General features: G+C 39.6%; 11 protein-coding genes, 2 tRNA genes and 1 pseudogene. 5 read left to right on the top strand and 9 right to left on the bottom strand.

Annotated elements, in window-relative coordinates; all coding sequences use genetic code 11:
* Positions 1-2 precede the first annotated feature (2 nt).
* From ACPF64_RS02830 to hisB, 4 genes are all read right to left on the bottom strand, one after another.
* The gene (locus ACPF64_RS02830) at positions 3-644 is read right to left on the bottom strand and encodes a 3'-5' exonuclease (protein WP_426455523.1); all 642 of its coding nucleotides are present in this window, start codon (positions 642-644) and stop codon (positions 3-5) included.
* Positions 645-732: 88 nt separating this feature from the next.
* Positions 733-1,275, bottom strand: coding sequence for a DUF805 domain-containing protein (locus ACPF64_RS02825; RefSeq protein ID WP_426455522.1), 543 nt, complete (start codon positions 1,273-1,275; stop codon positions 733-735).
* A 152-nt stretch (positions 1,276-1,427) separates the two neighbouring features.
* Positions 1,428-2,045: an imidazole glycerol phosphate synthase subunit HisH gene (gene hisH / locus ACPF64_RS02820; protein ID WP_005038212.1), complete on the bottom strand. Its 618-nt coding sequence runs from the start codon at positions 2,043-2,045 to the stop codon at positions 1,428-1,430.
* Positions 2,045-2,638, bottom strand: coding sequence for an imidazoleglycerol-phosphate dehydratase HisB (hisB, locus tag ACPF64_RS02815; protein WP_002116767.1), 594 nt, complete (start codon positions 2,636-2,638; stop codon positions 2,045-2,047). Before hisB ends, hisH begins: the two co-directional genes overlap by 1 nt.
* Positions 2,639-2,740: 102 nt before the next feature.
* On the opposite strand from hisB, the gene ACPF64_RS02810 reads away from it, so the two are divergent.
* The 3 genes from ACPF64_RS02810 to ACPF64_RS02800 all read left to right on the top strand — a co-directional run bounded on the left by ACPF64_RS02810 (position 2,741) and on the right by ACPF64_RS02800 (position 3,507).
* A complete protein-coding gene (locus ACPF64_RS02810; protein WP_003653877.1) occupies positions 2,741-3,124 on the top strand; it encodes a GNAT family N-acetyltransferase in 384 nt (127 codons plus the stop codon).
* Positions 3,125-3,229: 105 nt separating this feature from the next.
* Positions 3,230-3,305 (top strand) — tRNA-Phe (locus ACPF64_RS02805).
* Positions 3,306-3,431: 126 nt separating this feature from the next.
* Positions 3,432-3,507 (top strand) — tRNA-Phe (locus ACPF64_RS02800).
* A 161-nt stretch (positions 3,508-3,668) separates the two neighbouring features.
* On the opposite strand, the gene ACPF64_RS02795 is transcribed toward ACPF64_RS02800, so the two are convergent.
* From ACPF64_RS02795 to ompR, 5 genes and pseudogenes are all read right to left on the bottom strand, one after another.
* A complete protein-coding gene (locus ACPF64_RS02795) occupies positions 3,669-4,100 on the bottom strand; it encodes a GNAT family acetyltransferase (RefSeq protein WP_004789884.1) in 432 nt (143 codons plus the stop codon).
* Between the two features lie 130 nt (positions 4,101-4,230).
* The gene (locus ACPF64_RS02790) at positions 4,231-5,745 is read right to left on the bottom strand and encodes an acetyl-CoA hydrolase/transferase family protein (RefSeq protein WP_005044101.1); all 1,515 of its coding nucleotides are present in this window, start codon (positions 5,743-5,745) and stop codon (positions 4,231-4,233) included.
* 35 nt (positions 5,746-5,780) lie between these two features.
* Positions 5,781-5,921 (bottom strand): annotated as a pseudogene (locus tag ACPF64_RS02785) (hypothetical protein).
* A gap of 15 nt (positions 5,922-5,936) precedes the next feature.
* Positions 5,937-7,394, bottom strand: a complete 1,458-nt coding sequence (locus ACPF64_RS02780; protein ID WP_004639784.1) for an ATP-binding protein — start codon at positions 7,392-7,394, stop codon at positions 5,937-5,939.
* 17 nt (positions 7,395-7,411) lie between these two features.
* On the bottom strand, positions 7,412-8,176 hold the full coding sequence (gene ompR, locus ACPF64_RS02775) for a two-component system response regulator OmpR (RefSeq protein ID WP_000060753.1): 765 nt from the start codon (positions 8,174-8,176) through the stop codon (positions 7,412-7,414).
* A 668-nt stretch (positions 8,177-8,844) separates the two neighbouring features.
* Between ompR and ACPF64_RS02770 the strand changes: the two genes are divergently transcribed.
* Both ACPF64_RS02770 and ACPF64_RS02765 read left to right on the top strand, forming a co-directional pair.
* The gene (locus ACPF64_RS02770) at positions 8,845-11,193 is read left to right on the top strand and encodes a Tex family protein (RefSeq protein ID WP_270903321.1); all 2,349 of its coding nucleotides are present in this window, start codon (positions 8,845-8,847) and stop codon (positions 11,191-11,193) included.
* Between the two features lie 297 nt (positions 11,194-11,490).
* Positions 11,491-13,677: a solute carrier family 23 protein gene (locus tag ACPF64_RS02765; RefSeq protein ID WP_426455521.1), complete on the top strand. Its 2,187-nt coding sequence runs from the start codon at positions 11,491-11,493 to the stop codon at positions 13,675-13,677.
* The last annotated feature ends 20 nt before the right edge of the window (positions 13,678-13,697 follow it).

Genomic DNA, 13,697 nt, shown 5'->3' with positions numbered 1-13,697 from the left:
CTTTACGCTTGAAGTGCGGTTTGAATAGTTTGAGAAATGTGAGCGGGTAATAGTTTTTGTTTTCTGAGCTCTTGAAATACCAATAAAGCAGCATAGGCATCGGCAGCAGCGTAGCTGATTTGCTGAGAGCTAAGCGGTTTTCGTGCCCAGTCTGACGTTCCGATTTTTTTCGACTTTGCAAGATATTGCTCAAATAACAGCGCAACTGCTTTTTGTACCCCCAGTTGTTGTTTAAAACCAAAATGGCTAAAGCCTTTTGCGAGGTCGACACAACCTTCGAGTTCAATCCCTTTTTTATGAAAAATATGCTTATCGTTTTTGAGACCAAAGCCAACTTTAATTTGCTTTTGGTTAGACAAAATGGGTTGTAAAAATTTTAAAGTCGATGAATTTACATGAAATAAGTAGGCTTTTTTTGCTGTGGCAAGCTGAATCAAATGTGGACCTGTCGACACTTCACCCACCCGAAAAGTTGGTTTAGATTCAGAATCAAATCCCAAAATGACAGCATTTTTTAATTCTTCTTCAATAGTTTTGCATTGCTCAATATTTTCAATCACGACAATATTTTGATAGTTAAGATTTTCAAAAGGAGGAAGTTGTTGAATAGAGGCTTTATCAAGGAGGGGAGAGGCTTCGGACATATTTAACAGCATACAAATGAATTGAGCTATTAGCTTTATATATGAATAAAGCCTAGAGAACTAGGCTTTATCAATGATTTAACAATGTTTATGGTTGGGTTGTTGAGCTAATTTTAATTTGTTGACTTTTTTCAATGTAAGTTTGATAGCTTGGGACTGCTATTGCAATAATGCCAACAATAAAGAGGATTGGAATAATGACAATATAAATCCAACCCAATATACGCTCCCAACTTGGCGTTGCCCGCGCTGGACCGTAGTCGTTAGTACCTTCATCACCTTTAGCTGCAAAAAGATAAATAATAAGGCCAATATTTACCAAGGGTACGAGTAGAAGTAGTGAAAGCCAACCACTATGATTTCGATCATGTAAACGACGAATCATAAGTATAAAAGTAGAATAGAAATATGCGATATAAAAAACAAATAATAAAATGAACCCAACCGTGACAGGTACATTACTGCTGGATTCAGCTACCAGACCAGCAGACATACCAATCACTGCAAAAGCACTAGTGAAAATAATAGCATAAAGCAGTAACCATGCTGCATAAGAGAGTCGTCCAAAACGACCACTTGCTTTAAAGGGGGAATCTTGTTGAATCGGTTGATTTTCAAAAGGTGAATTCATTTTGTTTTCCTGATCATTTGGTTTTATTTAAAAGTATAAATATTCAATATTTTGTTGAATAAAATATCATTCTGTAAATGATTGGTTGTTATTATAAATAAAAAAATAGATCACGCCATCTCGACTTGATCTATTTTATTTTTTAAGGGAAATTAAATATTCCATTCCACAAAGTTTTTCAGTAACTGCAAACCGGCAGTATGACTTTTCTCTGGGTGGAATTGAGTAGCAAATAAATTCTCTTTGTGAATTGCTGTGCAGAAGTTCACGCCATAGTCACAGGTCGCAGCCACAACACTTTCATCTTTTGGCTCGACATAATAACTATGTACAAAGTAGAAGCGGGCATCTTGTTCGATGTTGTTCCACATAGGGTGGCTTGGGTCCAATTGGTGAACCTGGTTCCAACCCATATGAGGCACTTTTAACCCTTCCATTTGAGGGAAGTGTTTTACTACGCCGTCAAAAATACCTAGTGCATCTACACCGCCATTTTCTTCTGAGCTTTGTAGTAGGGCTTGCATACCTACGCAAATTGCAAGAACTGGTTTGTTAAAAGCAGCTTTACGTACGACTTCATCAATGCCTGCTTCGCGCATGCCTTGCATACAGTCACGCATTGCGCCAACACCTGGAAAAACAATTTTGTCGGCTTGTGCAATTAATTTTGGATCATTGGTCACATCGACTGTAGCGCCCACATACTCAAGTGCTTTAGCTGCTGAGTGTAGATTGCCCATGCCATAATCAAGTAACGCGATACGTGTCATTAGAGGCTACCTTTTGTCGATGCAATCGTGTTTTCTGCACGTGGATCAACTTCACATGCCATACGTAAAGCACGAGCAAGCGCTTTGAACACACTTTCAATTTGATGGTGGCTATTTTTACCTTTCAAATTATCGATGTGTAAGGTCATAAGCGCATGGTTTACGAAACCTTGGAAAAACTCAGAAAATAAATCGACATCAAATGTACCGATACGTGCGCGGGTAAATGGAATATCCATAAATAAACCCGGACGACCAGATAAATCTACAACAACACGAGACAAGGCTTCATCTAATGGTGCATAAAAATGACCATAGCGTTTTAAACCTTTTTTATCGCCTAAAGCTTGTGCAAAAGCTTGTCCAAGCGTGATTCCACAGTCTTCTACAGTGTGGTGATCGTCAATCTCGAGGTCTCCGTCACAATGAATATCGATATCAAATAAGCCATGTCGCTTGATTTGATCAATCATATGGTCTAAAAATGGAACTCCAGTGTTTAGTGTGCCTTGACCAGTACCGTCGAGATTTAATCGAACTCGAATTTTGGTTTCATTGGTATTTCTAACCACTTCACTGATACGTTGCGTCATGGACACGTTCCTCAAAAAAACGTCAAAAATGATTGGATGTAACGATAATTTCGCTGTGACGAATTCGTGACAGCATCATAGTTTGCTCAGGAGGGTTAATCAATGCCTATTACCGTACATGCTTATAGTTCTCTAGATAATTCAGAGATTCGCGATCAGCTTGAGCGACTGTATGATACAAGTCCGGAGTTTGGTGACGGGCACGATGCGATTGAACAACTTGAACAAGATTTACAACAGTATACCACGCTATACACTGCTGAATTTAACACCAAAATTATAGGGGCAATGTGGTCTTCAGGACAAGGTGAAAGCAAGGTTCTTGAATATATTGTTGTGCATCCTGCCAACCGTGGTCGTGGGGTAGCAGAGCGTTTAGTTGAAGAAGCTTGTCGTATAGAAGAGTCAAAAGGCGTGAAAATTTTTGAGCCGGGTTGTGGCGCTATTCATCGTTGTTTGGCTCATATTGGTAAATTACACCATTAAAAGTCCAGTTCGTATGTGATGGTGATTTAAAAATAATCACTTGTTACAAAAAACACGGAAGTTGCTTGACGTGATCATATAAACATTGTTTAATACGCCCACTTCGGCGTGATAGCTCAGTAGGTAGAGCAACGGATTGAAAATCCGTGTGTCCCCAGTTCGATCCTGGGTCTCGCCACCATTATATGTGTTTTCAATCCCTGATCCCATCAGGGATTTTTTTTGAGTATAAAAAATACTCATTTAAATCAAAAACTCAGGATAATAGTTGACTATTGTTCTGAGATACGGCTTAATACAGGCCATCGGCGTGATAGCTCAGTAGGTAGAGCAACGGATTGAAAATCCGTGTGTCCCCAGTTCGATCCTGGGTCTCGCCACCATATTCGAAAAAGCCTCATACATAACGTATGAGGCTTTTTTCATGCCTATTGTTTTATCTGAACAAATCATTTTCTTACTTGTGGGTAAAATGAGATTTATCCACAAGCATTGTCACTTATCCCCAAGTTCTTATTATGTCAAAGCTATAACAAGTAAGGGCTTAATCATGTGAACTATCGTTAATTAGACGTTTTCCTAAACATACCGCTTCTACTTCGTCATAGCCGAGCTGTTCATAAAAATTCAGTACATTTAGGTTATCTTTACGCACCAATAATTGTAGTTTTGGGCAGCCCCGAGCAATCAGTCGCTTTTCAAGCTGCTGAACGAGCGCTGTAGCTATTCCTAAGCGTTGTTGGTGGGGGTGAACAGCCAAATAATTAATCCAGCCTCTATGGCCGTCATAGCCGCCCATAAGCGTGCCAATGAGTTGCTCATCTTTAATGGCAACCAAAAATAAATCATCTTGTTGTGAGACTTTTCTGAAAATATCGGTTTCAGGATTATTCCAAGGACGAGTCAGGCCGCAGCTTTCCCATAAAATAACGACATCTTCCAGATCCGCATTTGTAAATTGACGAATAATAAACATATGGATTTCTACTTTTTGTTTTGATGTGCTGAAAAGATAAAATAAAAATTGGGGCTTGAGCAGTATTTTATGAATAATTTAAACAAATAAAAAAGCACCCCCTTAGGAGTGCTTGAATTAAACCAGTTATTTAAGCTGATTTTGCAACTGGTGCTGCTTGAAGCATTTGACCTGTTTCTTCGAAGTTTGCATGCCAAGACAATGCTTCACGAAGTAAATGAGGCGTATGTCCACCTTTAGCGCATGCACGATCAAAGTAATCATTTAATGCATCACGGTAAAGTGGATGTACACAATTGTCGATAACAGCGCGAGCACGTTCACGAGGTGCTAAACCGCGTAAGTCCGCTAAACCTTGCTCTGTCACTAAAATATCAACATCGTGTTCACTGTGGTCAACGTGGCTCACCATTGGCACGATAGAAGAGATATCGCCGCCTTTAGCAATTGATTTAGTCACAAAGATCGCCAAGTGAGCGTTACGAGCGAAGTCACCTGAACCACCAATACCGTTCATCATTTTAGTACCGCACACGTGAGTCGAGTTCACGTTACCGTAAATATCAAACTCAAGCGCAGTGTTAATGCCGATAATACCTAAACGGCGAACCAGTTCTGGGTGGTTAGAAATTTCTTGTGGACGAAGTACTAATTTGTCTTTGTAAGCTTCGATATTGCCAAAAACTTTTTCGCCACATTTTGCAGAAAGTGTAATTGAGCTACCAGATGCAAATTTCATTTTGCCTGCATCAATTAATTCAAAAGTACAGTCTTGTAATACTTCTGAGTACATGATGAGGTCTTCAAAGTCAGAATCTTTTAAGCCTGTTAATACAGCATTGGCAATAGAACCGATACCTGCTTGTAATGGGCCAAGGCTTTTTGGTAAGCGACCTTCAGCAACTTCTTTGTTAAAGAAAGCAATGAGGTGGTTTGCAATGCCTTGAGTTTCATCATCTGGCGGAGTTACCGTTGATGGTGAGTCATGCGTATCGTTAAATACAATACCGACAATCTTTGCGGGATCGATTTGGATTGCTGATGTACCAATGCGCTCATCCACTTTTGTTAATGGAATTGGAGTGCGTGTTGGACGATAGGTTGGAATGTAGATGTCGTGCAAACCTTCAAAGCTTTCGCTTAAAGATGTGTTGATTTCAACAATTACTTTCTCGGCAAAAATAGCAAAACTTGCAGAGTTACCTACAGAAGTCGTTGGAATAATGCCGCCATCTTCAGTAATTGCAATTGCTTCAATCACTGCAACATCAGGACGTTTAAGCTGTTGGTTACGCATTTGCTCAACAGTTTCAGACAAATGTTGGTCAATAAACATAACTTCGCCATTGTTAATGGCGCGACGTAAGGTATTGTCCACTTGGAATGGCATACGACGAGATAAAACACCTGCTTCCGTGAGTTGTTTGTCTAAGTCGTTACCTAAGCTGGCACCCGTAATTAACGTGATTTTTAACGGATTTTTCTTTGCAAGTTCTACAAGTGCTTGTGGAACAGCTTTAGCTTCACCAGCACGAGTAAAACCACTCATACCTACGGTCATTCCATCTTCGATGAATTGTGCAGCTTGTTCAGCACTGATGACCTTGTCATGAAGAGAAGCTAGGCGAATACGACTTAAAGACATTGGACATCCTCAGAATTGTCAAAACATAGGGGATTTTAGCTATGAAAAATTGAAAAGTGCATAGGTGTTAGGCTAAGGTCTAATTTTGTAAATAAATGGTGGTATAAAATATATTTATAGTTTTTATTTTATTGATTTTTAATTATTTTATTTGTCTTTAAAACGAGGCTTTTAATAACTAACTGGTTAAATTAAAAGCGCTCACTCAAAGTTTGTTTTATTTTTTCTAATGGATTGATCGAGCTATTTTCTTCAGTGCTTGGTTTCGGGATAGGTAAAGAAATAATAACTTCTAAACCGCCTTGTTCACGGTTATGAATTTGAATTTCACCATGATGAATATCAACAATACGTTTGACAATGGCAAGACCAAGACCGCTTCCTTGAACTGTTCTTGCCGAGTTTCCTCTAACAAAAGGTTGCATTAACTCTTCTATTTGATCTGCTGGAATACCTTCACCATGATCGGCAACAGTAATTAAAATATGTTCATTTTCAACTTTTGCACTGAGCTCTATCGGTTCAGCACCATAGCGTTTTGCATTGTTAATCAGGTTGGCAATAAGTCGCTTTAAAGAAAGGCTACGTGCCGGAATAATTGGCACATCCTGCATTTCGAAGTGAATATCAAGTGGCTTAAACTGGATAACAAGTTCTTGCAAAAGCATATTGATATTGGTGTCTTTCAATTCTTCATCTGAGCCATCACGCATATAGGAAATGAACTGATTAAGAATCGCATCCATATCATCTACGTCATAGACCAGACCTTCACGTAAAAACTCATCAGGTAACATTTCCGCCGTTAAGCGAATACGTGTAAGAGGAGTCCTTAGATCATGTGAAATGCCGGCCAGCATAATACGTCGTTCACGCTCAGTTTGGTCAAGCGTATAAACCATGCGGTTAAAGGCTTGGTTCACCTGACGAATTTCCAGTGGACCATGATTAGTATCTAAATAGGGAGCTGTTCCAGCCTTACTATATTCATTGGCAGCATTTTGCAAACGACGTAAAGGGCGGTTCATCTGCCTAACTAAAATCAGAATAATAATAGCTGAAAGTAATGGAACACCAACGATCCAACCAACTAATAGCTCAGGGCTATAATTGGCATAGGTTTTTAAAGGTTCACGGACCCAGTTCCCGTGCATTTCAGGTGTTTGAATCCAGATGCGTGGGCTAGGCTTAAACTGGAAGTAAACCGTAACATCCTTCGTCCCAATCTCATTTGCCAGTTTTTGTTCGATCTGATTGGTAAAGAACTCAGCAATAACTTTATCGCGGACGCTTGGATATTCTTTCGGGTTGGTAACGTATTCAATACCAACACGATTACGTAACCACGCATCAACATCAACTTCGGTGTCACGATGAAAAATTCGTATATCTGGATTGTTGACGAGTTCAAGTTCAACTGCTAAATAACGGGCATGTTGTTGAATTTCAGGTAAATAGAGAGTGCGCCAAAAGAACCATAACGACATAAATAAGCTAAAAAATACCACCAGCAGTACCAGAATGGTGGTACGCATGGCAGCAGAGCGTGGCTTAATTTTGTCGAGAAAACGTTCCCACCGAGTTCGTTTCCGTTCAGAGTAGGTGGTGTAGTCAGTAAAGTTTTGTGGCGCGATTGGTTCTAAACTCACTCTATTTTATCTCAAGCTTATTCCGCACCATCTGGAACAAATACATAACCCACGCCCCATACAGTTTGGATATAACGTGCACGTGCAGGATTATCTTCAATTAAACGACGTAGACGAGAGACCTGAACGTCAATTGAACGTTCCATTGCACCCCATTCACGACCACGAGCCAAGTTCATGAGTTTGTCGCGGGTTAATGGTTCACGTGGGTGTTGTACCAATGCTTTTAATACTGCAAATTCGCCAGTCGTTAAGGTAACGATTTGTCCTTCGCGTGTCAGCGTGCGGGTAGACAAGTCTAAAGACCATGGTCCAAAGCTTACAACTTCAACTTGTTGGCTTGGAGCACCGGGAACTTCACGAACTTGGCGACGCAATACAGCACGGATACGGGCTAAAAGTTCATTTGGGTTAAATGGTTTTGGTAAGTAATCGTCTGCACCAGCTTCCAGACCTGCAATACGGTCTGAATCGCTACCACGCGCTGTTAACATGATAATAGGTGTATCAATATTTGATTGGCGTAAACGACGGCAAATACTCAAACCATCTTCAACTGGCAACATAAAGTCGAGTACGATAAGTGAAAATAACTCACGTTGTAATAAACGGTCCATTTGCGAAGCATCGTGGGCAGTTTTTACAACAAAGCCTTTATCTTCCAAAAAACGTTGCAAGAGGGTACGTAAACGCACATCGTCATCGACCACTAAAATACGTTCGACACGATCCGTTTCGTTGTGTACGGTTTCAGGATGTTCAGCAGGTACAACTAAACTCATGATGTACTCCCTTTTAAAGTCATAATTTATATATTATTGGGTCGGTCAGGCTTATTGCCAGCAAGCCCTCAGTATAATGCTGATGTTCTCGTTAAGACTATGTATCAATTTGCTCAAAATTACAATTTCCAAGGTGGTTTGAAACCAAAAAACAACATCTTAAGCCCATAATTTAGCAAAGACTGATCTAAAAAAACAAATACTTAAATATTTGATAAATTTTTAATAATTAAATAGTAATAACTAATTGTTTCAAATAAGTTATTTTAGGTAAACCAAGTTGGTTGTTATAAAGCTTTTAATTGTTGAAGTAAGCAGATGGTTGGGTTGGTTAAAAGATTGGACGAATAAAACCTTGTTGAATCGCTATGTTTTTAGCTTTTGAGGAATGTATCAATATGATCATTTTCTCATAATTTATAATAAAATTTTGTCACTTTCATGACACAAGGCCTACGTTTATATTTTATAAAGATAAAAAAACAGAGCTCAGCCTCAACTTTTTCATACTTGAACTCCTGTTTTTATGTGCTCTAGTAGTCGTAAAAACTATAAATATTCAGAGTCAATACAAAAAAACGTTTTGAATACGCAAACAAGTGTGGATTTTATGGGCTTGGTCTTTATAATCAGTGCTTTTAAACTTTATCCTTGTGGGATCAAACACGATGACTGACTTAGTTCAGCAGTTGGCAAGTGAGCTTGCCGTACGTCCAAACCAAGTAGAAGCTGCCATCCGCTTAATTGATGAAGGTGCCAGTGTTCCATTTATTGCCCGTTACCGTAAAGAAGTAACACAAGGTTTAGATGATACGCAGTTACGCCAATTAGATACTCGTTTAGCGTATTTACGTGATTTATATGAGCGCCGTGAAAAGGTTATTCAGTCATTGCAAGAACAGAATAAATTGAGTGATGACTTGTTGGCGCGGGTGAATGCAGCCGAAACAAAAAATGCTTTAGAAGAAATTTATGCACCGTATCGCCCTAAGCGTACAAGTAAGTCTTTTAAAGCAAAAGAAGCAGGTTTAGGACCAATTGCTGAAAAAATTATTGCAGAACAAGTTGACCCAACAGAAGCATTGGCTGGATTTAGTCATGAAGACTATCCAGATGTTGAAAGTCAGTTAGATGCGATTCAGCATATTCTGATTGATGACTGGGCACAAAATATTTCACTTACTACAGAATTAAAAACAACTTTTGCAAAAACTGCGGTTTTAAAAAGTGCAGTTGCATCTGAAGAAAAGAAAGAAGTTGGTAAAAAATTCCGTGATTACTTTGAATTCTCTGAAGGTCTAAACAAATTACCTTCTCATCGTTTATTGGCGATGTTACGTGGTCGTCAAGAAAACGTATTGGGTTTGAAAGTAGATGGTGAAGATGATGCACCACTGGCGCGTATTGAAACTGAATACAACCTTGAGCAAATTCAACCTCAAGCACGTCAGGATTTCTTAAAGCAAACTGCAAAATTATTCTGGTTAGGTAAGATTCGTCCTCAAATCGAACATTCATTGCTGACAGAAAAACGTCTTACTGCCGAAGCAGAAGCAATGCAGGTATTTGCTGAAAATCTTCGTCATTTATTATTGTCAGCGCCAGCTGGTAGCCGTACGACTTTGGGTGTTGATCCTGGTATTCGTACAGGTGTGAAACTTGCAGTGATCAGCGATGCAGGTGATGTACTTGCTCACAGCACGATTTATCCATTTGCTCCAAAAGAAGATAAAGAAGGCTCAATTGCTGAACTTGCACGCCTATGCCGTGAATATAATGTAGAGCTCATTGCAATTGGTAATGGTACAGCTAGCCGTGAAACAGAAGCTGTTGTTGCTGAAATGATGGCTGCGAATACTGATCTGAATCTAACACGAATCACTGTAAGTGAAGCGGGTGCATCTGTTTACTCTGCAAGTGAACTTGCGTCGGCAGAACTTCCAGAACTTGACGTTTCAATTCGTGGTGCAGTTTCTATTGCTCGCCGTTTACAAGATCCACTTGCTGAACTTGTTAAGATTGATCCGAAATCAATCGGTGTTGGCCAATATCAACACGATGTGAACCAGACTGGTTTGGCAAAAACACTTGATGCAGTGGTAGAAGACTGTGTGAATGCTGTCGGTGTTGATGTAAATACCGCTTCACCAGCAATCTTGGCTTATATCGCAGGTTTAAACAAAGCAATTGCTCAACAAATTGTTGAATACCGCAAAGAGCACGGTCGTTTTGACAACCGTCAAGCGTTGAAAAGCGTACCTCGTTTAGGTGAGCGTACTTTTGAACAAGCAGCTGGTTTCTTACGTATTCAAAATGGTTCTGAACCTTTAGATGCCTCTTCAGTTCACCCTGAAAGTTATGGTCTTGTTGAGAAAATTGTTGCAGCAAAAGCAACAACTGTTAAAGACATCATTGGTAATACCGAAATCATTCGCCAAGTAAAAGCTGATGAATTTGTTGATGACAAATTTGGTTTACCAACAATTCAAGACGTTTTAGCTGAACTTGAAAAACCGGGTCGTGACCCACGTCCAGAGTTCCGTACTGCTAAATTCCGTGAAGATATTACTGAAGTTGGTCAATTGACAGAAGGTATGCAGCTTGAAGGTGTGATCACTAATGTCACAAACTTTGGTGCCTTTGTTGATATTGGTGTACATCAGGATGGCTTAGTTCATATTTCTGAATTAGCAAATGAATTTGTATCTGATCCGCATAAAGTTGTAAAACCGGGCCAGATTGTACAAGTGCGTGTTATGCAGGTTGATGTTGAACGTAACCGCGTGAACTTAAGTATGCGTGCTGAAGGTTCTGCGCCTGTTAAAGCGCCGCGTCCACCACGTCGTGAGCAAAATACAGAACAGCGTTTTGAGCGTAAACCTCAAGCTAAGCGTCCTCAACCGCGTAAAGATCAAGCTGAACGTCCTCAGCGTAGCAAGCAAGATAAACCACAAGAACAAAAGATTGGCGGTTTAGGTGCATTGTTACTACAAGCAGGGATTAAAGGCTCTAAATAAGAGTTTTTAATTGATAAAAAGGCCTCCAATCGGAGGCTTTTTTTATGGGTTAAGAATTATTTTTAATAGTTATATAAAAGCAGTTAAGAAAAAAATCGCAGTCGTAAAGATGAGGTGAATCTTAAGATCAACAAAACGTTGTGAAACCTACAATCAAATATACAACGTTATAGCATAACTCAACTTTAACGATATTCAGTTGTCCGACACCATCAACCAAGCCTTGAAGCAATTAATCACTTTCAGGCTGTAATAGTACAACTTTGCTTATTTCTTTATATTATAAATGGTTGTTTTATGTCGGTTTTAAACCTGAAAAATAGATTTCATTTAAAAGACCTCCTGTCCGGAGTGGTCGTATTCCTTGTGGCATTACCGCTGTGTTTGGGTATCGCTTTAGCCTCAGGAGCTCCCATTATCTCTGGCATTATTGCTGGTATTGTTGGTGGTATTATTGTTGGCTTACTGAGTGGTTCCCACATCAGTGTAGCCGGACCAGCAGCAGGACTAACTGCGGTAATTCTTGTACAGTTAGAGCAATTAGGCGGCAATTATGCCGCCTTTTTATTGTGTATTATTTTCGCAGGTGTTCTACAAATTCTATTTGGATTATTTAAGTTAGGTTTTTTTGCGAACTTTATCCCAAATAATGTCATTTTGGGATTACTAGCCGCTATTGGTGTCATCCTGATTGCGACACAATTGCCTTATCTGTTTGGTCTTTCTGATTTTTCATGGAAACAGGTTTGGACTTCAACGCCAGATGCATTTCTTCAGCGTTTTGATGGAGGAGCTGCACTCATTGGTTTGCTCAGTTTATTCTTAATTTTAGCGTGGGATAGCAGTCCACTCAAAAAACTAGCTTTACCTTCTGCCCTGATTGCAGTTGTGTTGGCAGCGGTTTTAAATTTTATTTTGGTGAGTATTGGCTCACCCTGGGCAGTGCAAGTTGATAACCTCATTCAATTGCCGAATATATTGCAAGCACCCGAAGAAGTATTAATTTTCCCTGATTTTAGCTATTTAGCTGAGCCTATGATTTACACAGGGGCAATTACTCTGGCTGTCGTTGCATCGTTAGAAACATTATTGAATCTGGAAGCGGCAGATAAAATCGACCCTCAAAAACGCTCTTCTCCTCCTAATCGTGAACTCTGGGCACAAGGTACAGGTAACATTATTTCGGGCTTAATTGGTGGCATGCCCGTGACCTCGGTTATTGTGCGTAGTTCGGTGAATGCAAATACAGGGGCGCGTAGTAAATGCTCTACCATTATTCATGGCGTATTATTGCTACTGGCAGTTTTGTTCTTTGTGCCATTAATGAACATGATTCCTCTGTCTGCATTGGCTGCGATCTTAATCGTGACAGGCTTTAAGCTTACCCATCCAAAACTATTTAAACAGCTTTATCAAAAAGGTTGGAAACAGTTTTTACCTTTTATTATTACCTTGGTTGCAATTTTATTGACCGATCTTTTAATGGGAATTTTAATTGGTCTGTTCACCAGTAGTGCTTTTATTCTCTATGGTAATTTTAATAAAGGTATTCGTGTTTATAGAGAGAAGCGCTTGCATGGCGTAGTGACTCGTATTGAACTTCCATCACAAGTGACCTTTCTTAATCGTTCTGCGCTTATTTCAGCATTGGAACATGTACATAAACATCAGCAACTTATTATTGATGCGACTCAATGTGATTCGATCGATCCTGATATCTATCAAGTTATTCAAGATTATCAAAGTGAAACGGCCATTAAACGCCAAGTAAATCTTAAACTGGTCGGATTCAAACAGCACTATCAAGACGTTGATGATGCGGTGCTTGATATTGATATTAGTACACATGATTTGCAACAAAAACTGAGTCCTCAACAGGTTGTAAACTTACTTAAAGAAGGGAACGAACGTTTTGTAAAAAATGAACGTCTACAACGAGATATTTATCGTCAAATTCGAGTTACCGCAGATGAAGGGCAGCATCCGATAGCAGCAGTCCTTGGTTGTATGGACTCACGTGCACCTACCGAAATGATTTTTGATGTGGGTATTGGTGATCTATTTAGCTTACGAATCGCAGGTAACATCGCAGGTCAGAAAGTATTAGGCTCGCTTGAATTTGCTTGTAAGGCTAAAGGCTCTAAAGTGATTGTGGTTTTAGGACATACCGATTGCGGTGCGGTGACGAGTGCATGTCAATTACGTCTAGAACAAAAGCAAGTGTCTGATGTGAAGGAAATGCCACACATTCAATATGTGCTTGGGCCATTAATGCATTCGGTTGATAGCGTATATGACATTATGCAGCCACGCGAATTAGGTAATGCTTTTATTAGCCAAGTGACAGCAATGAATGTTCATTACAACATCCAGTACATTATTAATAACAGCAGTGTGCTTAAAGATATGGTTGAGCGAGGTGAGATTGTAGTTGTGGGTGCAATTTACGATGTAAAAACAGGGCATGTTCAGTTTCTTGACTGATAAATTCTTTAATAAAAAAG

The sequence above is a fragment of the Acinetobacter sp. KB005 genome (assembly GCF_049949095.1).
Classification (GTDB): domain Bacteria; phylum Pseudomonadota; class Gammaproteobacteria; order Pseudomonadales; family Moraxellaceae; genus Acinetobacter; species Acinetobacter calcoaceticus.
This window is presented reverse-complemented; position numbering and strand designations above follow the sequence as displayed.